Annotated in this window: 14 protein-coding genes and 1 pseudogene; 4 read left to right on the top strand and 11 right to left on the bottom strand. The window is 41.6% G+C overall.

Annotation, left to right across the window (positions count from 1 at the left end):
- Positions 1 to 73: 73 nt before the first annotated feature.
- Complete coding sequence (locus M1D52_RS01475) at positions 74 to 3,523, bottom strand: family 43 glycosylhydrolase (protein WP_437393968.1); 3,450 nt, start codon at positions 3,521 to 3,523, stop codon at positions 74 to 76.
- 562 nt (positions 3,524 to 4,085) lie between these two features.
- On the opposite strand from M1D52_RS01475, the gene M1D52_RS01470 reads away from it, so the two are divergent.
- Both M1D52_RS01470 and M1D52_RS01465 read left to right on the top strand, forming a co-directional pair.
- Positions 4,086 to 5,948: a DUF4859 domain-containing protein gene (locus M1D52_RS01470; protein ID WP_437393969.1), complete on the top strand. Its 1,863-nt coding sequence runs from the start codon at positions 4,086 to 4,088 to the stop codon at positions 5,946 to 5,948.
- 192 nt (positions 5,949 to 6,140) lie between these two features.
- Positions 6,141 to 8,564: a TonB-dependent siderophore receptor gene (locus M1D52_RS01465; protein WP_437393970.1), complete on the top strand. Its 2,424-nt coding sequence runs from the start codon at positions 6,141 to 6,143 to the stop codon at positions 8,562 to 8,564.
- 17 nt (positions 8,565 to 8,581) lie between these two features.
- Here M1D52_RS01465 and M1D52_RS01460 read toward each other — a convergent pair whose 3' ends face one another.
- The 7 genes and pseudogenes from M1D52_RS01460 to M1D52_RS01430 all read right to left on the bottom strand — a co-directional run.
- A complete protein-coding gene (locus M1D52_RS01460) occupies positions 8,582 to 10,069 on the bottom strand; it encodes a peptide MFS transporter (RefSeq protein WP_437393971.1) in 1,488 nt (495 codons plus the stop codon).
- A 127-nt stretch (positions 10,070 to 10,196) separates the two neighbouring features.
- Positions 10,197 to 11,660 carry a RagB/SusD family nutrient uptake outer membrane protein gene (locus tag M1D52_RS01455; protein WP_013664312.1) on the bottom strand — a complete coding sequence of 488 codons (1,464 nt, stop codon included), beginning with the start codon at positions 11,658 to 11,660 and terminating at the stop codon, positions 10,197 to 10,199.
- A 23-nt stretch (positions 11,661 to 11,683) separates the two neighbouring features.
- Positions 11,684 to 14,887, bottom strand: coding sequence for a SusC/RagA family TonB-linked outer membrane protein (locus tag M1D52_RS01450; protein ID WP_289554337.1), 3,204 nt, complete (start codon positions 14,885 to 14,887; stop codon positions 11,684 to 11,686).
- 678 nt (positions 14,888 to 15,565) lie between these two features.
- The gene (locus tag M1D52_RS01445) at positions 15,566 to 18,334 is read right to left on the bottom strand and encodes a DUF5695 domain-containing protein (RefSeq protein ID WP_437393972.1); all 2,769 of its coding nucleotides are present in this window, start codon (positions 18,332 to 18,334) and stop codon (positions 15,566 to 15,568) included.
- Positions 18,335 to 18,619: 285 nt separating this feature from the next.
- Positions 18,620 to 19,105 (bottom strand): transposase, encoded by a 486-nt coding sequence (locus M1D52_RS01440; RefSeq protein WP_457941742.1) that lies wholly within the window; start codon positions 19,103 to 19,105, stop codon positions 18,620 to 18,622.
- A 19-nt stretch (positions 19,106 to 19,124) separates the two neighbouring features.
- Positions 19,125 to 19,592: a hypothetical protein gene (locus M1D52_RS01435; RefSeq protein ID WP_457941744.1), complete on the bottom strand. Its 468-nt coding sequence runs from the start codon at positions 19,590 to 19,592 to the stop codon at positions 19,125 to 19,127.
- A 39-nt stretch (positions 19,593 to 19,631) separates the two neighbouring features.
- Positions 19,632 to 19,883 (bottom strand): annotated as a pseudogene (locus tag M1D52_RS01430) (transposase); the annotation flags it as partial.
- A gap of 208 nt (positions 19,884 to 20,091) precedes the next feature.
- On the opposite strand from M1D52_RS01430, the gene M1D52_RS01425 reads away from it, so the two are divergent.
- Positions 20,092 to 20,322, top strand: a complete 231-nt coding sequence (locus M1D52_RS01425; RefSeq protein WP_457941647.1) for a hypothetical protein — start codon at positions 20,092 to 20,094, stop codon at positions 20,320 to 20,322.
- A gap of 259 nt (positions 20,323 to 20,581) precedes the next feature.
- The gene (locus M1D52_RS01420) at positions 20,582 to 21,097 is read left to right on the top strand and encodes a GNAT family N-acetyltransferase (protein ID WP_013664316.1); all 516 of its coding nucleotides are present in this window, start codon (positions 20,582 to 20,584) and stop codon (positions 21,095 to 21,097) included.
- Between the two features lie 35 nt (positions 21,098 to 21,132).
- On the opposite strand, the gene M1D52_RS01415 is transcribed toward M1D52_RS01420, so the two are convergent.
- From M1D52_RS01415 to M1D52_RS01405, 3 genes are read right to left on the bottom strand one after another with little or no spacing between them, the layout of a single operon-like run.
- Positions 21,133 to 23,382: a S9 family peptidase gene (locus M1D52_RS01415; protein WP_437394103.1), complete on the bottom strand. Its 2,250-nt coding sequence runs from the start codon at positions 23,380 to 23,382 to the stop codon at positions 21,133 to 21,135.
- A gap of 30 nt (positions 23,383 to 23,412) precedes the next feature.
- The gene (locus M1D52_RS01410) at positions 23,413 to 24,879 is read right to left on the bottom strand and encodes an APC family permease (protein WP_437361673.1); all 1,467 of its coding nucleotides are present in this window, start codon (positions 24,877 to 24,879) and stop codon (positions 23,413 to 23,415) included.
- Entirely contained in the window at positions 24,866 to 26,650 is a 1,785-nt protein-coding gene (locus tag M1D52_RS01405; protein ID WP_437394102.1) for a DUF885 family protein, read from the bottom strand. The genes M1D52_RS01410 and M1D52_RS01405 overlap by 14 nt, the downstream gene beginning before the upstream one ends.
- Between the last annotated feature and the right edge of the window lie 224 nt (positions 26,651 to 26,874).

Genomic DNA, 26,874 nt, shown 5'->3' with positions numbered 1-26,874 from the left:
TTAGTTATTTTACACCAACAACCAACTACCATCCCCAATAAAACAGATGAAAAAAGTGTACTATTAGCAACAACTAGTGAAATTCATACAAATTAAAATCAGACAGACGTCCATAACCATATTTTTCTGAATAACTAGCTTGATATGGACCTACTTGCAGCACTTTATCAAGCCATTTTGGCTTAACATACGGGCTTCCCGGAAAATCAACCCATATTTTACCATCTTTACTTCCCCGAACAAAGATTAACCTACCTTCTCGCTGAATTTGCAGATAAGGATAGAAGTCGAAACCGGTATTATTATGCTGTTGTTTTCTCCTATGGTCTAGGTCCGTTACAATATTGCCTATTCCCCAACCAAGCATCACCCCATTTTGCAATAACTGTTCATTTTCTTCATTCACATAACGAACCATCAAACCCACTTCATTTGGGCCCAATGGCTTGCGTTGCTGTAGACCGGACAAATCGTTCACTTTTAGTTGCATCAAAAAGTTACCGGATATATTTTTATATAAAAAGGGCCCTCGATTACTACTACCGTCCCAAGCTGTTTTTGCCGAAGCCAGTTCAACAACGCCTTGGCCTTGCCGCATCGTTAAACTATCGGCCGAACCTCCTTCCATACCATCCCAATTATACTGGCCGGCAAAATCCTTTGCGAGGTCTAAGCCCTCTCGCATACTAGTAAATCGGTTTTTTTCGACATCCTTTAGCGAAATTTGTTGTGAACTCCATACAAAGCCGTAACGGTTTTTTACAAAAAACCGAAAAGCTCGCTTTTCTGTTTTATTCAAATCTTGTGCAAGGTAGTGGGTGGTTGATTGCCAGGCTGTACTTGTACTGTCGTTATTTATATTTTGAAAACTAAATTGATAACCCCGATTCGCCAGCGAAGTGTCTACCTCCATAAAAGCCAGTTCCTCCGATACCCATTTTGGATCAATCGTATAGGTCGGATTAATCTGCTTGTCCGGCTTTATATTCAGCACGGAATCTGCCCAGCGCTTTAACTCGTTTTCATCTTTAGTCTCATTCAATAAATGAAGCGATTTTAGATAAATGCCTTTTGAGGGAATCATTTTCATGAGTTCCGCATTCAGCTCATTTCGTTTTTCCCATTTATCCGAATGGTAACAATAAAGCCCATCGCGCTGTTTCACGAGGGCCGTTAATGCCCAGGTATCCTTCGTCTTCCGTTTATCATCTGCGTATACCAAAACAAGGCTATAATAAGCCAAACTATCAAGCGTAGATTTTAAATAAGGAAGCAACGCGTCCCTCCCGTTCTTTATGTATACCGCCATTTGCCCTTTGTAAGCGAGTAGTTCAGCGTCCTGATTTTGAAGCTCTATTCCTGATTTACCATAGCCTTTATTTATCCAAGTCTTCACTTTTCCAAACACTAAATCTTTCGCTTCAAACGATCCAACATACGCGCTCTTTTTAGCGCTAATCCGTAATTTTTCAATCTCTTGCGTCGTTAAAGCATAGTCGTACATTTTTAGCGAAGCAATGGCGCCACTGAAGAAGTGCTGTAAACGTCTGTCTGTTCCAATTAATATATCGGCAGATCTTTCCAGAAAAAGCATGCGGTTACCGCGATTCTCTAACTTGCCATTGACATATAATCGCTCTTCCGTACCATCAAAAACAAGCACCACGTGATGCCATTTGTTAGGACTTGGGATATCCTTGAAAGCCAAATTAGCCCACCCCCCATGTACTACTCCCCCGACGGCCGGATCGGATCCATAGCCCAATGATGCATTTGTCAAGTCCCTCCCGCCCGATGCCCATTGAATAATTGGTTCTTCTTTCGCGATGTTTGGATTATTTATCCATGCGCTGATGGTGAAACTACTGTTTCCTCCTACGGTTGAAGGGAGCGCCATTTCAGATTGCCAATAACTTTGTCCGTCAAAAACAAAAGCTTTTCTTCCCTGCACCAAATCAATCGTGTAGCTTCCGTTTTTTACCCGAAAAAGGCCGCCTAACACACCTTTGTTAGCCACCTTTTTATCTGCAGTATGTAGGGCATATTTTTCTGCCTCTAGGTCGACCAGCAGACCCAGACTTTCTTGCTTTCCAACCGGAGCTTGCAGTGTCGACAGTTTTCCTTCTTCATAAGCAATACGAGGTTCGCTAAATATCTTTACGTTCCAGATAGCCCTATTAAGTCCAGATAACTGAGTGTTTTTTATGGTGATTCGAAAATAACGGGCTTTTACATCGCCGTAATCTTTCATCGGGCTACCCCATTGCGTATTTTGGGTGCGGTCTGCAAAAACTTTCCAACGCTGCCCATCGTTAGAATATTCCATCAGGTATTGATAGTACCACGTAGCGTATTCAAACTGAGTTAAGACGCTCCGTATACATTCTTCTTTTCCTAAATCCACTTGCCACCATGCTTCATGCATATTATTGGCGGCTTTCCAGAGCGTCCCATTATTATCGTCGGCCGCATAGTCAGCTCTAAAATCATCGCTATACACAGAAGAAGCACTTATCTGTTTACCAAATGCTAAATTTATGGCTTGAATGGTATTTTTTGCCAACGCGCCGATACCTTGATGTGTAGGCACAACTTTTTTTATACTTCCCTCTTCGTCGAACTCAAGCTTATCTACGGCTATTTGTCGGTGAAAACCACCTCCACTGTGTGGATTGTTATGTCGGTGGTAAACGATGTAAAAATTATCGCCTTCCTGCAATACACTGTTATGCCCGGGACCATGTACGGTACCGTCTTCATTAGTAACTAATACCGGACTGTTTTTGCCATATACAAAAGGGCCCATGGGTCCCTCTTTGCTCGTTACATAATGGACCTTATAACTTGCATCTTCACAATGTTCAGCGCTGTACATTAAATAATAAATTCCATTTCGCTTAAACATAAAAGGTGCTTCAAAAAAGTCTTTTGCAATGGTATTTGGAATGATCCCCGTTTTCGCAAAAGATTTCATATCGGCATTCAACAACCCCATGCCACAACCACTATTCGGATAAATTCCCCAGGTACCCCAAAACATATACATTTTACCATCATCATCCCGAAAGGTTTGGCCGTCTAAAGTAATCACATTGGGTACAAGATAATTCGGGATCACTGCCTCGGTTCCCGGTAATAGCGGAGTCCATGGGCCCGTTGGCGAATTCGATGAGGCTCCATATAGTTCGCAAGGTTGGCTATAATACATATAATAATTGCCATCACTTGCTTTATTCACATCCGGCGCCCAATAAATCGGTGTATTCGGCCAATTCATCGGCTCCATATACCAGTTCACAAAATCTTTGGATTTCCATACTTGAGATGGCCCCAATCCGAAGCCGTTCCCATCCGTCGTGGCATAAATATAATAAGTATCACCCCATTTCTTTATAGTTGGATCAGCGAAATAACCCGGTATGATGGGATTTCCAGTCCTTGGCGAGTTCTGCCTTAGCACTTGCGTAAATCCACTAAGCGAACAAAGAAGTAGAAAGAAAACAAAAATCTCTTTTTTATCCATTATATTCTAAAAATAAGGAAGAGCCATCTCTTGCCCATAGAGATGGCTTTCCACATCAATTAAACAAACATAAACCAACTATTTAGGCCTTTTTACACTGTAAAAACCAAAGTTAAGGTCTTAGCGAATGGACAACCATCCAGATATTAACAGACTATTGTCTTTTTTTAACAATAAATGTCTTTAAAACAGTTATTTTATTTTTCTACCAACGTTCGATAGAAACGAAAATAGATAGCTGGCAAATAAATGGTTACTATTGGTTAAAATACTTTTAGTTTTAACTGCCAGCAAGTCATTAATTTCGTACAACGCAAATAAATGTCAACAAAACATTTATAAACTGAGCTCATACCCAATTATAAATTAAGTTCAAACTAAGGCAAGCACTACAGAATCCGAAACAGTAGTGATTATTATTATGTAACACTAAATTAATGAGCAATGCACAACAGTTCATGACCCCTTTTTATCCTTCTTCCTTCACAAGCTACAAGGATGGAAGAATCAACATTGGCCAAAGTATTAAAATCAAAGTTTAACGTAAGTTTTATTATTATTTATGAAAAAAATCAACATTTCAGAGAAGGTGGGGCACTTTCGATTAGCTATGCTAGTTCCATTTTTCATTTGCCTTCTTATGCTCGCCACTGTTCTTTCATGTAAGAAAAATCCTTTTCATCCGGTTCCCGGAGAGGAGGTCGATAGTTTAGCAATTTATATTCCGCAAGAATTCCAACATATGGACTTCAATGATACGACGAGCACCTGGTGTTATCCTCGTAGCAGGCAATCAGAACACTTCATTGTCTTTTGGGGAGCAAAATATGGAGATAACGATCCAAATTCAACCGATATTCCCTCTAAATATCGGGTCAATATCGATGATTTGCTAACTAAAGCTGAATCTTTTTATGATTTAAATATCAATGTATTAAAATTTGCTGAGCGTGGTAAGGGTAAATCGAATCTCGACAAATATAAGATGATGATTTTCCTTTATTACCAAGACGAATGGTTAGCAACAGGTTCCGGTTACGATGACGTAATCGGCGCGCTCTGGATAAGTCCGGGCACCTCACAACCCGTTGGTTCCACCATCGCTCATGAAATCGGGCATAGTTTTCAGTATCAGGTTCATTGCGATTTAGGTGGTGGTTCGGGTTTCCGATATGGTTTTGGTGGCAATGGAGGAAACGGTTTTTGGGAACAGACCGCGCAATGGCAAGCCTATCAAAGCTATCCCTTGGAAGCGTTCTCTTCACACAATTTCACCGTTTACACGCAAAACTATCATCGGCATATTCATCATGAATGGCAACGTTATGCAAGTTATTTCATCCATTACTATTGGGCAAATAAGCATGGCATTGACATCATTGGGAAAATCTGGCGTGAAGCACAACAGCCGGAAGACCCGATACAAGCTTATATGCGGATAACCGGTATTTCCAATGCGCAATTAAACGATGAATTATATGACGCAGCAGCAAAATTTGCCACATGGGACTTAGATGCTTTGCGGGAAAACGGAAAAAATTACATTGGAGCTCATAGCTTCAATTTTAATGAACTTGCCGATGGCAGTTTTCAAGTTGCTTATGACCATTGCCCAGGCACATCCGGTTATAATATCATACCACTGAAGGTACCCGCTGCCGGAACACAAATATCAACGGCGTTCACGGGTTTACCTAATGCGACAGGGTATAATACGGTGGACGCTTCGCGCGCAGGTTGGCGGTACGGTTACGTAGCTTTATTAGCTAATGGAGCCCGCGTATATGGGAACATGGAGCAGGGTATTAATAAGACAGTAAATTTTACCATTCCCGAAAACTGTGCAAAGCTATGGTTTGTTGTAACAGGAGCACCTAGTACCTATTCAGTACATCCTTGGGATGAAGACGAAAACAATGATGAACAGTGGCCGTATAAAGTTAAGTTTACAAACACTACACTCATCAATCATATCGATCTAGAAGAGGATGCCACACCAAAGGACACTACATTTACCTATAATGTAAGCTTTCCGAGAGATACTGTGAATTACTCGGGTAAGACCGTCTCGATAGACGTAACTCCTCTTGCCCAAGCTTTTGTACTACAACCTGGCAAGATCACACAATTAATGGGAAGTAGCGTTAAATTCTATGCAGTGGAGAACAATGGAAATTTAAATGCGACGACGACCGCCAATGGCTATGGACACTGGTTCGATGCAAACGGCAATGTTATTAATTGGGGAAATGACGCAAAAGTTTTCTCGGAGTTTAATACCACAAATTTTACTTTTTCAATCGGACAATATCCCGGTCATTCGACTCCAGGCAACCAATATACGGTGAAACAGGCCTTAGTTTACGAATATGAACCAGGAAAAACGGCGCAAGCTACATTTGTATTCAAAATTAACATCGAATAAACTGTAAAGAGGAGTGTCCGAGAACACTCCTCTTTATGCTAATAACTCACCGCTAAGCCAATACTAAAAGATCTTCCTCTTCCTATGGAATAGAAACTTTGTCGAACAGACCATGTTTATTTAGAATAATTTAAAATAGATTGTTTAGACTTATTTTAAATAATATATTTGCTCCCAAAAATCTAAATACCCATGCTACAAAGGTTTACTTTCTTTATTTTTATTTTTTTATGGACTTACGGCTCGGCCCTCGCCCAAGTCACCAGTATAAACGGTACCATCCGTACTTCGGACGGAAAACCTGCCGAATTGGTGAGTATCACCGTAAATGGTACTAACCTCGGAGCGGTAACGGACAAATTCGGCAGTTATTCTATAAAGGGCGTTACTCCTGGGTCCTATGTGCTTAAAGTAACTTCTGTAGGACTAGAAAAACAGGAAAAAACGATCGAGGTAAAACCAGGCAGTCCCTTAACAATAAATTTTTCGTTGGCGGAAAACGCCGCTACCTTGCAAGAAGTGCTTGTGTCCACTAAAAATCTAAATAAAAAGGACAATTACGTTGCACGAATGCCGCTTAAGAAATTGGAGAACCCGCAAGTATATAGCATCGTATCATCAGAGACGATGAAAGAACAAGGGCTTACCAACTTTGACGATGCTTTACGCAATGTACCGGGCATTACGCGTACTTGGGAATCAACAGGGCGGGCGGGTGATGGAGCCTCTTACTTTGCATTAAGGGGGTTTGACTCTCAACCCATTATGTACAATGGTTTACCAGGCTTAACGAGTGGAAACCTCGACCCCATCAATATCGAAGAAATACAAGTGATCAAAGGACCTTCAGCCACCTTATTCGGCGGCAGCTTCTACAGTTATGGAGGGATGATCAATACGATCACCAAGAAACCATATTATGAATTCGGTGGTGAGATCACTTATCAAATGGGAAGTTACGGACTAAACAGGGTAACAGCAGATATTAATACCCCTTTAAGTAAAACAGAAAAAATAGCGCTGCGCATCAATACAGCCTATCACGATGAAAACAGCTTCCAAGATGCGGGTTTCAAGAAGTCCTTTTTCATAGCTCCATCGTTGGTTTATGAGGTAAACGATCGACTGTCTTTCCATTTGATGGCAGAAATTCTTGAAGAAGAGCGTGCCGTTCCACCTGTATTTTTTCATTCAGACCGTACCAGACCTCTGCCATTTAAATCGCTCGAAGAACTTAACTTGAATAATGATCTATCATTTACCAATAATGACATGACCATTAAAAATCCACGATTTAATCTACAAGGTCAAATGCTCTACAAAATATCAGAACAATGGACTTCGCAAACGGCTATTTCAAGAGGGACTGTGAAGTCTGATGGTTATTACACCTATATCTGGGACGACGGAATCAGCGATTCGTATTTTGACCAATTTTTTCATAAAGAAAGACAAACAACCAGTGTAACCAATATTCAGCAAAACTTTAACGGCGACTTCAACATTGTTGGACTTCGGAATCGCTTATTGGTAGGATTAAACTACTTTAGCCGAAATGTTATTGATAATGGCTCAGGCACAGCGGCCGTAAGAAAAGTTACCCCACAACAAGCAGGAGTGGAATATATCAAACCGGGTACCACTGACACGATTGCACCTGTTTACCTCTCGTGCGCTTTCGTTGACCAGATTCTAGCAGGCACGGGGGGTGCCAACAGTAATGTGAGTAACAGTTCGTATAGTGCGTATGTCTCCGATGTATTGAACATTACACCCGCACTATCGGCAATGGTAAGCTTACGGGTTGACCATTTCGTTTCAAAAGGGGAAAAAAGCGACCCGGAAGATGATTTTAACCAGACAGCATTATCTCCAAAGTTTGGCCTAGTTTATCAACCTATTTTGGATAAGGTGTCCCTTTTTGCCAATTATATGAACGCTTTTATCAATGTAGCCCCTCGTTCAGTTGCTGATCCCGATGGAAGTAATCCACGCATAAAATCGTTTAAACCTGAGCAGGCTAATCAATTCGAGTATGGTATAAAAACCGATTTGTTCAATGAACGTTTAAATACCACCGTATCGGTATATAATATTAAGGTGTCAGATAGGGTATCGCCGGATCCCGCTAATGTAAACAACTCATTACAGGGAGGTAAAGTTCAGAGTAAGGGCTTTGAGGTTGAAGTGAATGCCAACCCCATGCAGGGGCTCAATCTAATTGCTGGATATAGTTACAATAAAACCGAGGTTATAGCAGGTGATGAAGCGGATTTTTATAGTGAACCCGGCCGCGCGATTGGAGGTCAAGGTCCACAAAACCTTGCGAATTTATGGGCAAGTTATCGGTTCACAAGCGGGAAATTACAGCATTTCGGTGTTGGCGTCGGAGGTAATTATGCTGGTAAATATCGGGTAATTGATAGTAGTATAACGGGCGAATTTGATTTACCAAGTTATGTATTACTCAATGCAGGGCTGTTTTATAACCAAACACATTATCGCATATCCTTTAACCTAAATAACATCACCAATAAGGAATATTATATAGGTTATTGGTCGGTTAACCCACAGAGGCTCCGCAACTTCGCTGCCAGCTTTAGTTATAAGTTTTAGATCGATTACATGACTGATTAATCTCCTGATTTAGCGCGCATCATACGCTTCATGATGGGATTAATCAGTATTAAGCCAATACCTATCCATACAGCATATAGGGCTAATTGCTTATAACCTTCCGTATAGGCAAATAGCTTATCATATAAAGAGGCCTTTTCATCGGTAATGGACATATCCGCGCCCAATAAACCGGCAACATATTGCCCGTAAGCGCTCCCTAGGAACCAAAGTCCCATCATCATACCCGTCAGCTTTTGGGGAGACAATCTGGTGATGACAGACATTCCGATTGGACCTATGCATAGCTCACTCAAAGTAATAAAAAACCAAGCAAGTGTAAAAATATTCAAAGAAGTTTTACCCTGTTCATTTGCATAAAACCGAGTTGCGAAAAACAAATAGAATCCGATAGCCAGTAAAAAGAATCCGATGCCAAACTTAATTAAGGTATTGGGCTCGATCTTCTTCTTCGCCATCCAAATCCATAACATTCCCAAGGGCGAGCTACAAAGTACAATAAAGAGTGCTCCCGATGAATTATTGATCATGTTGGGATCGATTTGGAAGAAAAGGAGCTCATGTTTTAAATTATTAGCCGCGAACAAACTCAAAGAACCACCCATTTGCTCAAAGAATGCGATATAGAAAATATAAGCGATAATGAAGATCAGTGCCGCTAACAGAGGATACCGAAACCGCTTATCCGACAGTTTGAACCATTCATAAAAGAAATATATTAGCGCTATCGGACCGATTGTATACATAAAAAGGTCGGTATACTGCGTGTTTTGGATCATGATCAAGATGCAGGGGATCGCCAGTAAGGCAAGAAAATAAACGAGTATTTCATTGCGTCTACGTTTTCCTTTTGGTTGATGTAACAGCGGCGATAAACCAATGGGGCCCAACTGTTTTTTTGAGAAATGAAAAGTAATGAGTCCGATCAACATTACCCCACCTGCCGCAGCAAAGGCTGAACTCCAATTCACGTATTTTCCAAGATAAACGCACAGGATACCGCCCAAAAACGATCCGATATTAATACCCGCGTAAAACATACTAAAACCGGCGTCTCTCCGTGTGTCGGTGGGTTTGTATAGCTGACCAACCATCGAAGAAATATTGGGTTTAAAAAAGCCTGTACCAATAATAGATAAGGAAATTCCAATATAAAAGAAATGATTTGGTGAAATAGCAATTAAAGTACTACCTGCAATCATTACCAAAGCACCAAAAATCAGGGATTTATTAAAACCTAAGACTTTATCCGCTACGATGCCCCCCATAAAAGTGAAGGCGTACACAAAAGCCTGGATAGCACCATATTTGAGGTTCGCTTCCCGATCATTTAAAGCCAATTGATCCACCATAAACAGAGCCAATATCCCTCGCATACCATAAAAGCAAAAGCGTTCCCACATTTCTACGGTAAAGAGATACCAGAGTTGCTTTGGATATTTTCCTTCAAAATTTTGGATTTCCTCTAAAGTTGTTGGAGGCATAACATGTATTTGGATTGACGATAAAATTAGGACGAATGTAAATAATTATCCCGGTAACAAATAAAAATCTATCAGTTGTTTTTATGTTACAACTGATAGATATACGCTCAAAATATACTTTTTCAAACTACGGAACAAACACCGGGACTTGACTTGGGTTTGGATTCTGCTCCAATGATCTGTTGTTAATCACTTCTTTTTCAGGTATCATGAGAATCAGTTTATTGGAGTTTTTTGGAACGCTGACATTTTGATAATGCCCTTGTGCAGTTGTCCGTTCCACCGGTAATTGCAAGCGCAGAATATCGAACCATTCAAGACCTTCCCCCCACATTTCCTTTCGCCGTTCCAGTAAAATGGCATCGATTAACGCTTCTTGACTCGAGGTGCTCGTTACCGCTGCGCCTCGTTCTTGCTGTAGGGTATTTAACACTTGTAAAGCAGTTTGTAAATCATTTTGTCTTGCCGCTGCTTCTGCTTCTACCAAATACATTTCTGCTGCCCGAAAATCGTAAAGGTGGCCATATGGAGGCTCGTCCCGCAATTCCCGGAATTTCGTGGCAGCATATTTCCCGGGGTACAACGGATTTTCAATAAAAAGGGCTCGTGGATCATCTTTCATTATTACCTCAACAAAATAATTGGATGGTAAAATTTGTTCGGCCTGCCAAGGCGCATTATTTTGTCCAAAATCAAACCAACAGGCAGGCGAATCATACCACCAGTAATCTTGCGAACCTTGTTCATAACCCAAAACCCACTCTTTATTAGGTGAAGAAAAGCCTGCTTTATATTCACCCGTCGTCATCAATTCATAGTTTGTACGGATTCTATTGGCATATTTTTGTGCATTAACCCAGTCTTCGATGGTAAGATACACTTCTGCCAAAAGAAAATTGACAACGTCAACATTGTAATAATTAATACTAGGGCGATTAAAGTCTATTAATAAAGTTTCAGCGTTAGTTAGATCAGCAATGATTTGATTGTAGACTTCTTCTACGGTTGCTCTCGCTTTTGGATTTAAATCGGAAGTTAATTGTAGAGGGACACCTGGCTTATCCTTAGCAATGATGTATGTGTGTTGATACATACGAACCAAATTAAAATAACAACGGGCTCGTAAAGCCAAGGCCTGTCCCTTAATTGCGTTCTTCTCTGACTGCCCTCCTATTGCTTGGTCCACATTCTCTAAGATAATATTGGTATTATTGATAACCCTATACATGGTAGTCCACATCGTAGATGTGACGCCGCTAGTCGCATCGTAACGTTGGTTACTATAAGTATAGAAGTACCAATTATTACCTACCTGCTCTTGATTGACCATCATATCCAAACCTGAAACGGTTGATAACAATTTAATTCCTAAAGGACTAGATGTCGCTGGATTATCACTGCTACCATTGTTTCCATCTCGCATCATGCGATAAGTACCTTGTAACAGTAAATTTAAACCGGTAACATCTTGCAGAACCGTTGTATTAGTCAAATCAGAAGTTGGCTCTTCTGTCAAGAATTTCTCGCAACCAGTGCTTAGCAATAGCATCGTTGTCAATAGACCTATTAAAGTTTTATTTATAAATTTCATTTTGTTATATTTTTACGCCTCATTTAAAAAGACACGTTTAAACCTAAAGAATAACTCCTTAATGCAGGAACACCTGAACTAGCATCCACTACACCAACTAAACCATTACCATAGTTCTCGGGATCCGTACCACGGCCTTTTGCACTGCCAAAGGTGAGTAGATTATCTCCTCGGAAATAGATTCTTAATGCAGAGAGGCCCCACTTCGACACTAACGACTGCGGTAAATTATACCCCAGCATCACATTTTTCAAGCGTACGAAATTATTAGTGAATATATATTGATCGCTGTAACGCGCATTGGCAAAAGCATCAAATGTACGGTACGTATAGATCTTCGCGATATCGGTTACATCTCCCGGTTTCTGCCAACGGCGATCCAAGTTATCGTAGGCGGCAAAATTCTCCCGCAATACATTACTTTCTGAGTAGTTGTAATCATATAGCTTACCACCGAAGCTATAATAAAGCATAAAGGAAAGATCTAAGCTTTTGTATCGAAAATTATTGGTGAATGCGCCAAAAACATCAGGCAATACAGAACCCTGATTGATGCGTTGTTCGTTCACATTCACTTCATTGTAGTTTTCTGTCTTTTCCTGACCAATAATATTTCCGTTTCCGTCAAATTCATATTTCCACCATTGGTTATGTCCATTATCGGGGTTGACACCGGCGAAACTGGGGGCATAAATATCATAACGCGACCCGCCTTCTTTCCATTTAAAAATGGCAACACCCTGACTATATTGCTCCTCTTTGCTTGGTAGACTTGTTATTATATTCTTATAGCTAGTGGCATTTAACGAAACATTCCAATCAAAATCCTTTGTTCGGACGGCTGAATAATTCAGATCTACCTCCCATCCTTTGTTCTGCACATCTCCAATATTGGTTAAAATTGCATCCATTCCTAAAGAAGGGGCCAATGGCCTGTTTAACAAAAGATCTTGTGACTTACGTGTGAAATATTCCACACTTCCGGAAAGTTTGTTAAAAACTGAAAATTCAAGCCCAATATTCGTTTGAATATTCGTTTCCCATTTTATATTTTCATTCTCCAACTGATTTAATCGTACACCGACAGTTCCAACATAGCTTGTTGGCCCGTATAAAGCTTGATAAGCATAGTAATTTCCTACGCGATCATTCCCCACTTCACCGTAACTGGCTTTCAGTTTTAGGTTCTGTAACCAGTCTTGTGTATTCTCCATAAAGGACTCTTCAGAGATACGCCAAGAAGCACCTAAAGAATAAAATTGTCCCCATCGATGATCAGGATGAAAACGGGAAGATCCGTCAGTACGAATGCTACTCGATATATAAAAGCGATTATCAAAATCATATTCCGCTTTACCAAAGAAACTGGCGAGACCATAACGTCCAAAGGTTGACCACGCAGTTGGATCATTAGATGCAAGTGAGATTTCTTTAAAGTAAGGAAGCGCAAGTCCTGAGCGGGTTACTCCAGAACCAGAAGTAGTATAAGAATAAATTTCCTGCCCAGCGAGTACGTTGATATGGTGCAAGTTATTGAAGGTCTTATCATAAGTTAACACGTTATTAACTGTATGCGAATAAGATCGGTAGTTGTCGCGCTGCACATAACCTTCTGATGGAAGCAGCTGATTTTCACGTTCAGGACTTTTCCACATACTATAGAAGTTGTCAATCAGTTGGAACGAATAAGTCGTTTTCAGGCTTAACCCGTCTAACAATCGGAACGTAAGAGCAGATACGGTTTGTAAATTATCGGTTTGGCTATTTTTTGCTTCTGTTAACGCTCCATAGGCACTCCATCGAGGCCACCAGGCACGACCGTTAGCTACACCCTCATCTAGTTGCGGTTTTCCGGTAAAAGGACTTATCGCATATGAATTGGTTTCATAGTCCCATAAATAGGCTGAATATTCCGTTGGCATCACACGAAACACCCGTGCATCAAAGCCACCGTTTACATCCGCACTGTTCATAAACATAATGGAGTTACTCATACTGAACCAATCGTTGATCTTTGAATTCAAGGCCACTCTTCCGGTGTAACGTTTAAAACCGTCGCTGATATGAACACCCTTATCATTCAGGTAGGAAAAGGAGGCATAATAGGTATTGTTTTCGCCCATTGCCCCGCTAAAATCCACTCCGTAATCTTGCTTTAAACGATAGTTGAACGCTTCATCAAACAGATCAAAATCCCATAAGCGTTGCGCTTCCGGCTTTATTTTCCCGTCCAAACCAACAGGGTAATCCATGTTCCAACCCGAACGATAATTCCTGATCAGGTTACCGTTCGCATCATAGAGGGGCGTCGTATTCCAAAATACAGAAGGTACCCGGTTACTCGCGTACTCTCGCGCTTCTTCATCGGATTTTCCATCAAAATCTCGCGCATCGTTGTACAAGCCTTCCCACGCCAATTCCCATTGTTTGGCGGGAGATACTCGTTCAGGAAACTTCACGGCAAAATCACTAGTTGTCCAAGCGGCCCGTGCATTCACCCTCGCTTTGCCGCTCGCGCCGCGTTTCGTGGTAATCATAATCACGCCATTTGCCGCTCTCGAACCATAAAGCGAAGTAGCAGCCGCATCTTTCATCACGGTGATCGACTCGATGTCCGACGGAGAATAAGCATTTAAATTCACGTCGGAAGGAACTCCATCGACGACGTATAGGGGCGCCATTTCTGCCGTTAATGATCCGATACCTCGTATGTTAATAGTTGGGTTCGCTCCAGGTCGTCCTGAAGTATTTGTGACCTGCACACCTGCGGAAAGACCTTGCAAGCCTTGCGCAACGTTGGAAGTGTTTACGTTTTCAAGCTGCTTCGCATCAATGACGGTAGCCGACCCGGTAAAGGACGATTTTTTGCTCGTTCCGTAGGCCGTAACCATAACCTCATCTAACCCGGCGATATCATCTTCCATCACTACTTCAAGATTATTTGAGTTGGTCACAACCAGCTCGTAATTCTTATACCCTATAGATCGGAAGATTAACTTAACACCAAGCTTCGGTAACTTGAGTAGAAATTTTCCTGATTCATCAGTTTTCGTACCGATACCCTCTCCGTCTTGCACAATACTCACGTCTGGTAATGGAAGTCCTCTCGAATCTTTTACATGTCCTGTTATCTGTTCCTGCGCTTGTACTCGCATTACGGAAAATAGCAACAGCATTAAAAACGTCCAACTGAGACGCCTTTTACTGGTTTGGTAGTTTGTCTGCATACAAATTTAAATTATAGTTAATACATCGTGTGGATACACAAAAGTTAGATCTCGCAGTGATTTCCTCGGTTCTGATAAATAAATAATTGGATAGCGTTAGTATATAAATGTCATTTAAACATTTATATTTCAAATGTAGAATGAAATGAGAAGCCTTACTTGCCGGATTTTAACAGGAACATTTCAATTTTTAACCAGTTTGTTACATGCTTTTCATATCTGCGAAGTTTCAGGAAATAAATAGTAATCTGAAAGGATGGATATCCTCTATTTTACTCTCCTGGCGACCCGTAAAGGTAGAAGCCCTCATGAATAAATAAAGACTGCACTATGTAGCCGTCGCTCCTAGTGCAGTCAAAGAGTCTGTATGGATTTGTTACTATGCTGTCCATCTCACGCTAAAGCTAAAAAGACCATCCGCCTCACGGCGGATAGTCAAACACACATGAAACAAAATCTTTAGTTTTCGGGTTTATCCCCGGATATTTTTCTCGGAAAAAAATGGAATACGTTACAATTGATTAGCCACTAGCCATCCGCTTAGCTTTCCACACAAATCTACATAAGACATTTATCCAAAATTAACCAGATTTTAACAATGTATCATCGAATATGAACAAAAAGGGAACCGCCTCTTTCGAAGCGGCCCCTACCATAGATTATCTTAGTATGGTTTTCTTAGTTATTATTGTTATCAGTCAATGTTAATATCGTTTCTTCGCTATACAATGGAATCAGATAAGCGCCCCTTTCGATATCCAGCTTTTTATCCAAAGAATAGCTCGCTGCTTTACTATCTTGGCTCAATCGCAAAAAGGCCTGTAGGGTAAAAGCATTTTTAGCAGCAAGCTTAATACGTATAGCTTTTGTATTTACATTGTACGCAACTTCACTGAATTGGCCCGCATCGAGGCTTAGCCAGAGCTTGGCCGATGCGATAAATATTTTCGATTTTGCAGCGGTAGTCGGCTTTAGCACAACCCAATCCTTTTCTTCTTTAATGTTACCACCAAAGCTTAACCATCCAAAATCTTCATGACGCACTAGATAGCTCGACGTATTGATTGCATAGCCAAAGAAACCACTACCGTAATCTCCTGATAAGGCATCATTTGCTAAGGTAGACGGGTAAGAGTGAAAAGCGGAAGGACCAAAGCCATCCTCCGTAATATTAGCTATCGCGCCCATTAGGCCTCCATAGCCCACACGCAATAAATGGAGATTTTCTGGCTGATCACGATAGGCTTTCAGTACAGGGATCGCATTCAATGCCGAACCATAGTGATGAATCTGCCGCTCAACGCGCGCTATTTTACCTCCATAAAGAAAATCCCAATAACGGCGCGCATTACCATTATAGGCCCAATGTGGCATAGTAGGCATATACGCCATAATCGCACTTAGTGTTACAGCCGCCTTATCTTGATAGCCAAAATAATCGGACCACATGTATACCTCCTCTTGTCCGGTAGAATCCCACGGCATCTCACTCCCAAACGGATAATTTAATGTACGCCAATGGTCAGCTCGTGCTTTCATAGCTGTCTCCAGCTCTTGTGCCTCCACCAACATATGCTCTTCCTTTAAATCCTGTAGTATAAGCAGGAATATTGTTCCTTCCATCTGGCCAAATTGTGCGTAATAAGGGGCCTGTTTCACCATGGCCATGCTCGTGTTAAAAGCCTTATCTAAATACCATTGCCAACTTTCGCGATCTACCAGCCCCTGATGATACCGAGCCAGTCGGTACAGCACCCAGTGTGCAGCCGCTACATGCGGGTAATTATAGGATCGGCCAACATCATCTGCCCCTTTTTTATTCCAGGCCGACCAAACTTTATAATTAATATTCGGATCGTAAGTACCTGCCGGCATGGAGTCCGGCTCATAGTAAAACACACTTTTTTTAACGCCATACTTCTGAGGTCCTTCGCTGTGCTGAATATTTCCCCACAATGTTTCGTGCGCAAAGGCTTGTAACTTTTGCAGTTCTTCCTTGTTAGGCTGCACTAATTGCTTCATAATGGCTTCCAACCAACTTCCGGCACCACCTTCATCGCTTAACCCGGCAACCCAAGCGCGGCGATCTTGTGTTACTTGCTTTTGCTCTTCATAATCGTATGAAATAACTGATGGGTTCCGCCCAAAAGGGTCATTCGCTCGATCAAACCACTGTTTGGTGGTCAAAAAGTGGCCGATAGAATCCATCACCTGTGTTTCAGGTCGAATGACTTTATAATGGATCGTTTGCACATTGCCATCTGCATAATGAATTTTTATAGTTGCCCTGCCCCATTTGTTTCCTTTAATGCGATAAGATTGTAAGTTTCCTTTTTGTCCCTTTTCTCTGTTTAAGGATAGCGCTCCTTCTGGAAATACTTTGACCGATTGGATTTTCTCTTCATAATCGAGGAATAATTTTCCGTCTACATCTTGTGGTAATACATAACCGGGTATTCCTACTGCAAGAGGTCGGTGATTCGTTTTTAAGGCTTTCTCGATCTGTGTAATATCTGCTGCTAACACAAATTGCAATCCATAACTTAATTTTTGCTTCGGCTTTAAGATCACTGCAGTAGGTTCATTCCACTGGCTAACACCCTTCCATTCCTTTTCCGCATAAGCTTTACTATGCACCGTCCATTCGTGAAAACCTTCAAAAGTAATGCCCCTCGGGGTTGGATCATCCAGCAGTGGTCTGTAGGCTTCAAACGGTGTTTTGCCGTAGGGAAGCACCAACAGTGCTTCTCCCTTCCCGCTCAAACGCGCCACTTGTAGATACCCTGCATCCATGCCTATATAAGGATCAAAAAAAACGTTTTTTGCGTGTGCTTCATCCAAACTTCGCTCGTGCAAGATATTATTAAAGATCATGGGAATCCCGAGGGCTCCTATTTCGACACCGTGCTCCGTGTTGTTAGTAAGTTCAAAACGAAGAATCAGCTTTCCATCTACCTGTTCCCAATAACGCTTAACCTTTATCGGAACGTCATTCCCTAAAGTAGAACTTAAATCAGCCGCCGCTAATACTTTCCCCGCTTGCGGCAAAGCCTGTACCTTACTCCGATGTTTTGCGGACGAGTAATCTTTCCATTCCACTGATCCGACCTGCCTTAAACGCAAATTAATGTCACCTAACTGATAAAGTCCATCCGCCTTACGCAAATCCAGTCGATCACCGGGCGTGAAGTCAAATGCTAAGTCGTTCAATGGTTGCAAGGCCGCAACCGTCTGTGATTCCTTAATGAGCACGAGATTAAATGATTGGGTACGATAGCTCTCCTTCCCACTGGCGAGCCCTAAAGTTTCCGGCCGCTGAGCAAGAGCTTTCCATGGATCTTGCGCATAACAAATGAAAGTCAATAATATACAAAATGGTATAAATAGAAGACTCCGTGTAAGCCCTTTGTCAATGCCAGTCGTTGGTATATGCATCTCTCTGTTCATGTATATCTTAGCTTATGAAAAAATTGCTTCAATACACAAATGTAAACAAGACACTTATTCAATTGAAACCGAATATTGACCTAAAGTAAGCTTATTTTAACGTTTCTCGATAGTTCAACCAGGGATTTCGCCTTTAAAAAAGGAACATTTTTATTAATCAACTTTTTTGTCGCTTTGGCTTGAGTGGCTGTTGCACTACCTGTTTTTTAAGATTTTAAAGATTTGGATTTGGCACATGTTTTAACAGGCATTCTCCGGCACTTTGCCAAGTTAGAAAACAGGCGGTCAGGTGGCGGGAACGAATAGGTCTAACTGATCGAAAATGAGCTGCACAAGTCTTTTTCCGGCCAATTTTATTCTTTGCAGGTTGTCGATCCGCTTTTTCGGGCTGAACTTTAGCATTTTTTTAAGGTTGTAGGCAATTGCGGCCATAGTCAGACATTTATTGGCCTGGGCGAGTCCTTTGGTATTGACCCTTTTCATTCCCAGGTAGTTGACCAGTGTGCCGATGACGGGCTCAACCGTGCTCTGCCGTTTCTTCATCAGGATTTTAGCTTTCCTTGTCTGCATACGCAGGTGCATTCTATCATAATAGGGTTTGTCAACGGTCTCCTGTATCAACGCACCCCTGCTTTTATTTTTAAACACAGTACACTTATCGCGTAAGGGGCATACATTGCATTCTTTTTTGTTTGCCCTGTAGTATTTGTTCAGATATCCCAGGCTCATACCTGTACCTCTATAGGTCAACTGTTTACCGTTGGGGCAGATGTAATAATCTCCATCGTGATCATAGGCTATATCCCGTATCAGCCAGAAGCTCCTCCATATTTAAGCCCTGTTCTTCCAGGTTATCCACCAGCTGTGGCAACAGAACAGGCAGGCACATGCTGTCTTTCCTGTCTGCTGTAAAGGCCTGTATGTGGGTAATCATATGGGATGCCGTATCCACACAGACCTGCCCCAGATAGTTCAGCGCCATTGCTTTCCCTTTTTTTACCGACATTTTTGCATCGGGATCGGAAGGACTGATATGCGTATCGTTATGCGGGTTCTTTTTTGGTCTGAGTAAAGGGTAGTGACGATCCTTTGTCTTTTTCATTTCCACGCTGCGGGGAGATGGGCTTTCTTCATTCTCTTTCAGCTCCCTTGCATAATTCTCCGCATCTTCGAGTATATCCTTCTGCACCATACTGTCCAATGAGGCATTGGCTTTGATATAGACGCCGTCAACAGCCTGCCGCTTACCCGACACCATTCCTTTTTCAATGCACTGGCCTAGCACCCGCCTGAAGAGCTCGCAGAACACCTCCTGACCGTACAGCTGACGGGTACGGCTCAGCGTGGAATGCCACGGCAGTTCCTCGCCAAGGTCATATCCAAGAAAATAAAGAATGTCCATCCGCATTCCCGCAGCGCTGATGATACGCCTGTCGCTGTTAAGGTTCTCCAGATAACCTACCAAGACCAGTTTCATGAAAACAACCGGATCAATGCTTTTCTGACCTTCACTGCCATAGTATTTAGATAGTCGCGTACAGAAACTCAAAATCCAAAGTCTCTTTTAGCCGCCGATAAAAATTATCCACCGGAACATAGTCCGAAAGTTGAAATTGGATGAACAGTTTCTCTTGATAGGTCTTTCTTCCTTGCATGACCTAATTTACTACTATTCAAGGATTTTATTAAAACAAGTTATCAACGCTTGTGAGTTGTGCAACAGCCACTTGATCCAAACCGACGCAAAGATCAAGGCTATGGATGCTACCTTGCACCTGATGGCAAAGCATCACTGGCGCGTATTGGAGCCGTTTCACTTCTTCAATCCGCTTGGATACTGCAATATGAACAGACGTGCAAATGCTTTACTGCTCGTTGCTTCGGTATCCTCCAAGGCCGTTTATCCGACACTCGGGGCCCTATGGCTGCCCGCAAAAGCTCTTCGTTCAGCTGAATATCGCCTAGGAAGTTTGCGGCTTGCAGGTTGAAGCACTACCATCGTAGCAAAGTTCCAAGCGATGAGTCTTTGGTTACTTTCTGCGGAAGAAAGTGACAAAAAAATGTTCCTTTAATATAAACACCTTCATCTATATACTAAAACGAAACCGACCAACGGGAGTTCACCGAAGGTAATCCCTGCCCTACTTTTAGACTGTTTGGACATCAATTACTGGACTATTCAGTTTCTAAAAATTGGACTACATAAACAAAACTACTAATATATACCTTCGTCTAAAAAGTAACATCATGTTTTCAATACAAACTCCCTTAGAAAATGAACGCGCATTATTAGTTCCTTTAGTAGAAGCCGATTTTGATGATTTATATGCCATCGCTTCGGATAAAAAGGTATGGGAACAACATCCCAATAAAGATAGGTGGCAAGAAACTATTTTCCGTACATTTTTTGAAGGCGCTATGCAAAGTAAGGGGGCCTTTAAAATTATAGATAAGGAAACAGACCTCGTAGCAGGCAGTACTCGTTTTTATTCCTATAATCAAGAAGATAATAGCATTCAGATCGGTTACACTTTCCTTGCTACCCAATTTTGGGGTACAGGCTTGAATCCCGCGGTAAAAAAATTGATGCTCGCTTATGCTTTTCAATTTGTGGATCGGGTGTACTTTCAAGTTGGCGCAGGTAATCTTCGTTCACAGATAGCCGTCAGCAGGCTCGGCGCTACGAAAATCGCCGAGCAAGAGGTAGCTTATTTTGGAGAGCAACCGAAGCTAAACTTCGTATATGAATTGAAAAAGCAGTGAGACGCTTCGTCACTCATCCTCGTCACTAAATTGTCTTACCACGCCGGTGGTTCTACCCCAAGCAAATGCTTTACAAAATAATCTCTTCTTTTATGTTCCCCAAAATCGCCACCGGAGGAATGTCCCATTCCCGGCACCATTAAAAAGTCAAAGTTCTTATTAGCTTTAATTAAGGCGTTTACTACCTGAAGAGTAGAAGAGGGATCAACATTATCATCCAATTCGCCCACAATCAGCATTAACTTTCCCTGAAGGCGATAGGCATTTTCGACATTGGATGATTCGGCATAGTGCGGACCAATGGGATATCCCATCCATTGCTCATTCCACCACATTTTGTCCATTCGGTTGTCGTGACAGCCACAGGAGGATACCGCGACCTTATAGAATTCAGGATGAAAAAGCAAGGCTCCTGCGGAACTTTGCCCGCCTGCTGAAGTACCATAGATGCCTACTCGGTTTAAATCCATATACGGATATTTTTCAGCTGCTGCTTTCATCCATGCAATACGATCCGGAAACCCCGCGTCCTTCAAATTCTTCCAACAAACGTCATGAAAGGCCTTTGACCGATTGGACGTTCCCATGCCATCTATTTGTACGACAATAAAGCCCAATTCCGCAAGCTCTTGCGCACCGTAGGGAACAAGGGTCTGAAAACTTTTTGGTACAAAGGAACTGTGGGGACCGGCATAAATATATTCTATTACCGGATACCGTTTATCAGAGTCAAAATTAGTTGGACGAACAATGATGCCCCATATATCTGTTTCGCCATCGCGCCCTTTTGATGTAAAAACCTCCGGCATTTTCCATCCAGTAGCTATTAATGGGCGGATATCAGCTCTTTCCAAATCCATCAGTACTTTTCCGGTAGCCGCATCTCTTATACAAGTAACAGGAGCTAAATCAACCCGCGAATATTGGTCAACAAGCAGCTTATGATTCGGTGAAAAACTTGCATCATGATTAGCATTTTCATTCGTTAACGCCTTTAATTCTGTTCCGTCAAAATTGATGCGATAATACTGAATAAGATAAGGATCTTGTCCTTTTTCCCGACCACTAGCGGCAAAAATGATTTGTCGCGTTTTTTCATCGACATGAACGACTTTCCGAACCACCCATTCACCTTTTGTAATTTGATTTTTGATCTTCCCGGATAAACCATCATATAAGTATAAATGATTCCAGCCATCGCGTTCAGATGCCCAAATGATTTCCTTTCCATCCGCCACATCATAACGATATTTCTTTCCGCTATAATCAATAAAAGTTTTACTCTGTTCATTCACCAACACCCTTGCTACGCCGGTCTGAGCATCCATTTCAATTATTTGATAACGCTGATGGCCGCGTTGGTTGTATTCAACTGTAAACGAACGGCTATCCTTACGCCATGCAGGAAAAGATAAATCGTATTGGTTTTCAACCAAACTTGAGGGTATTGCCATTACTTTTTTTTCCTCTACGATAAACAAGGTTGGCGTACGCTGCGGTAATGCATCTCCAGGTTTTAGGTAATCGCGCGTTTGTAACTTAGGTTGTAGCTGCTCGTCAGGAGACGACTCAATTAAATAAAGCGTATGATCTTCGTTTTTCCTGACCTTCATGGCTGCCAACTTTTTGCTGTCGGGCGACCAAGCCATCCAAGCATCGTAGTATTCACCGGCAGAACCATCGAAACTCAATTGGATTTCCTTATCTGCTCCCTTTCTTCTTTGGAGGTATACATTGTAGTTTTTTATATAGGCTACCCATTGGCTGTCCGGTGAAAAGGTCTTTTTGTCCTGTCCATCTTTGTTTCTGGCGCCCCAATAACCATTTCCTTTTTTCAAACGTTCAGTAAGCTCTTTATTTTCTTCCACTTTTTCGGATGAAAAATCTAAATTCCATCCTTTTTCAAAAGCAACGAAAGTTAATCGCTTCCGCTCCATCGAATAATTAAGCTGAGTCAAGGGTAAATCTTCCGCATTGACTTGTGCACCACTTAATGCTGAAAGCTGCCGGGCCACCTGTTGATGGTTGAATGCGGCTTTCTTTGTCTGTTGCCTGCAATCAGCTATCACAAACTGCTTACCTTTTTCTGTTGTTACACAATAGAAAGCTTGGTGTGTTGAATCTATCCATATTGGATTGGAAGTTAAGCCAGGTGTTTTACCTTTTATTAATTCTCGTAAATTATTGGCTCGATTGTAATCTTCTTTCGTACCCTGGGCTAACACATTCGATCCGCTAAGCGCGACTGTTAAAAATACGATCAAGCTTAGTATGCTTCTGTTCATATGAATCCTTTCTTTATTCTAGAATGAGGCCTATTTTACAATTTGTTTCTTTGCTATCAGGTAGTAAACCGGAATTCCTGCTAAAGTGATGATCAAGCCGGGCCAAGTATATTGTGGTTTATAAATAATCAATAAAATACAAAAACTTAAGCCCATTAAAACATAGATAATCGGCAAAACCGGATAACCGAAAGCTTTATAAGGTCGTGGTTGTTCGGGCCGTTTCTTTCGTAAAATGAATATTCCGATTATGGTTAACATGTAGAATAGTACCACAACAAAGGATATCATATCCAGGAGATCACCATAGCGACCGCTTAAACACCATAACGACGCAATGATAGCCTGCAGCCATAATGCTACCTCGGGAACCGCCTGCTTATTTAGGGTACCTACGTTCTTAAAAAACGCGCCTTCTTTGGCCATCGAATAATAGACACGGGCACCCGCCATAATCAGTCCGTTGTTACAACCGAAAGTAGACACCATGATCATCAACGCAATGATCATGGTTCCTGCATTCCCAAAGATTATATGAGAAGCGGTGACCGCAACGCGGTCCTTTTCGGAAGCGGCCATCTCCGGAAGGGTCAAAACTCCCGTATACATTAAATTGGTGAGCATATATAACAAGGTAACCAGTATGGTTCCCAGCGCTAAACTAAGACCCACATTTCGTTGCGGATTTTTAACTTCGCCGGCAATGAAGGCCACACTATGCCAAGAATCACTACTGAAAATAGATCCGACCATGGCAGCAGCTATAGCACCGAAGGCAGCTATGCTTGTGTATGTTTCTATCGAGCCATCTATATTTAATCGCTGCAAGTTCCAGGTTGAACCGCTTAACCAATTTGTTTGCCATACGTCTGACTTAAGGGCTAATAAGCCAAAAATAATTAAAAGCGCCAGTGACAGTATTTTAGCAAGCGTTATAATCGTTTGTACCCATTTAGCATTGCTTACACCGCGCGTATTAATATAAGTCAACAAGAAAATAATCACAATACTAAGAAGTTGAGCCGGCGAAATTTGGAGGATGCCAAAATTCGCGATCACCAAATCTTCACTGAATTGAGGTAGAAGATAAGCGGTAAACTTTGCGAATGCCACTCCTACGGCCGCAATGGTAGCCGTTTGGATAACTGTAAAAAAACTCCATCCATATAAAAAACTAATCAGTGGATTATAAGCTTCCTTCAAGTATATATATTGGCCACCCGCCTTGGGAAACATAGCACTCAGTTCTCCATAGCTCAAAGCAGCAGTAAGGGTCATAAAACCTGTGATAAACCAAACAAACATCAACCAACCGGCGCTACCGGTCTGACGGGTAATATCGGCACTGACAATAAAGATACCGGAACCAATCATGCTGCCTGCAACAAGCATCGTGGCATCAATGAGCCGTAAAGAAGGTTTAAAGCCCGTTTGATGCATTTCTTTTTCTGTTGTCATGCAGGGGGCGACAGTCAGTTTATCTTTACTTGAAATCATAGAATTTCCATTTTGTTTTGAAATCTTTAGACAATTTTTGATTGGTAAGAATTGCCCGCATCATCTCAATAGGCATCTGATTTTCCTGCATAAACGCATCATGAAATGCCTTCATCGTCATCTTGCCACTGTCAACAAGTTCATGCTTTAAACCCATAATTTGGATTCCTCCAAGTAAATAGGCCGCCTGATAAAGAGGCGGATAGCCGCCTTGAAACGAACGCCTTACTTCTCCTTCTGCGTTTGCACGTTCAAAGCCAACACGATTAACCAGAAAATCAATGCATTCCTGAGGGGACCACTTCCCGAGATGATAATTCAAAGAGAAAATAATACGGGCACAACGGTGCATGCGCCAAAACAACATACCTATACGCTCCTCGGGAGTTTTAGCGAAGCCATTTTCATACAACAACAACTCCCAATATAAGGCCCACCCTTCTGTATAAAAAGGTGTTCTAAATTCTCTTCTATAAGGCTTATATCGACTATTCATAAAGTACTGCAAATGATGCCCCGGAATAAGTTCGTGCTGTACGGTACCTCGAGAGAAATAAGGATTATTGCCACGCATACTCATCATCTTATCTTCGTATGACATCCCGGACGTTGGATATGAGATACTAATTTCTCTTCCTCCTGTAAAAAAGGGATTTACCAACTGCCTTTGAGGTGTCATCATGATCATCCCCCAAGTTTCGTCAGCCAGCTCCGGCCAAGTAATCCAATCCCGTTCCGTTATAAATGACTTGGCATCATTGTACAATTTTATAATCAGCTCCGGTTGTTGCCCTACGGGAACGTAACTATTCTTAACCTGTTCTTGTGCTTTTTTCCAATCGCTTCCAAAACCCATTTCCGCCGAAGCTTTCAATAGTTCTTTATCACACCAAGCAAACTCTTGATTTGCAATTTCAATAAGCTCTTGTGGACTGTAAGGTATATATTCGCGGCGTAGTAATTTATTCAACGCTGCCTCACCAACCGGATTCCCCTTGATACCACTTTGATCGGGTTTCTGCGTGGTCCTCAGTTCACCCAATGCAGCTAATCCTTCTGCGTATTTTCCTAATAATGAATCAAGCTGTTCGTAAGTCTGCGGCACCCACCAAGTAAACATGGGATCATAATCATTATAAAACTTGAAAACATTCTGTAATCTGGCCTGTAAAGCAGATACAGCTTCACGTGCAAATTCAGCCTCTCTCTTGTCAATTTTAGTTTGTTTCGATAATTCTTCTAAGCGCGTTTCCAAGTATTTGGATAGCGCATGCAGTTCTCCGGCAATCTTTTCACCGTCCACTGAGCCACCCCTCAGCCTTACACGCTCTAAGTTATAAATGGAATCTGCGAAAGGAATAAAGGGTTTGATCGATTGATATTGAGCATCTTCCTCCTTTAGCTCCTCTTGATAACCCTCTATCTGATTTTTTAATAAGAGGTAATCTACCTGTCCATTAACTTGTAGCTTATCAAACTGAAATTTAGTCAGTTCATTTAAATACAGAATATTAATTTCATTCAGTCTTTTTCTTTGTTGGGGCGAGTTCAAAACCGGTTGATAGGAAAATCCGTTTGCAGCCCGCGGTGAATAAAAATCGAGGATCGTGTGCACATCTTGATTATATCGGATAATTATTGGAGCTATTTCGCTCGTCTGCTTATAGAAGTCGCTTGGTTGCGCATCCATTTTTTCCACCTGTACTAAGAATAAAAAAACAAACATCATTTTTGAGAGCACCGTAATGGCCTTCGAGTTCGTATTGATCATTTCCTTTTGCTATTTATAAATTAATTTAGTGTACCCTCCTCAAGCCACTTAAATCGCTGATCAAGTATCACAAGTTATCGCCCTAAGCAAAATGGAGGTTTATTATTGTCAATTGTTAGCAAGAGCAAATATAATTTGATATGCATGTAATAGGCGATCAAATATTAACCATTTATTACCTTATTTTAAAAGGAAATGTAATATAATAGTTAGCTTTCACATCC

It is taken from the genome of Olivibacter sp. SA151 (assembly GCF_054130995.1).
The sequence above is the reverse complement of the archived record's forward strand: the minus strand, read 5'-3'. Positions and strand labels throughout refer to the sequence as shown.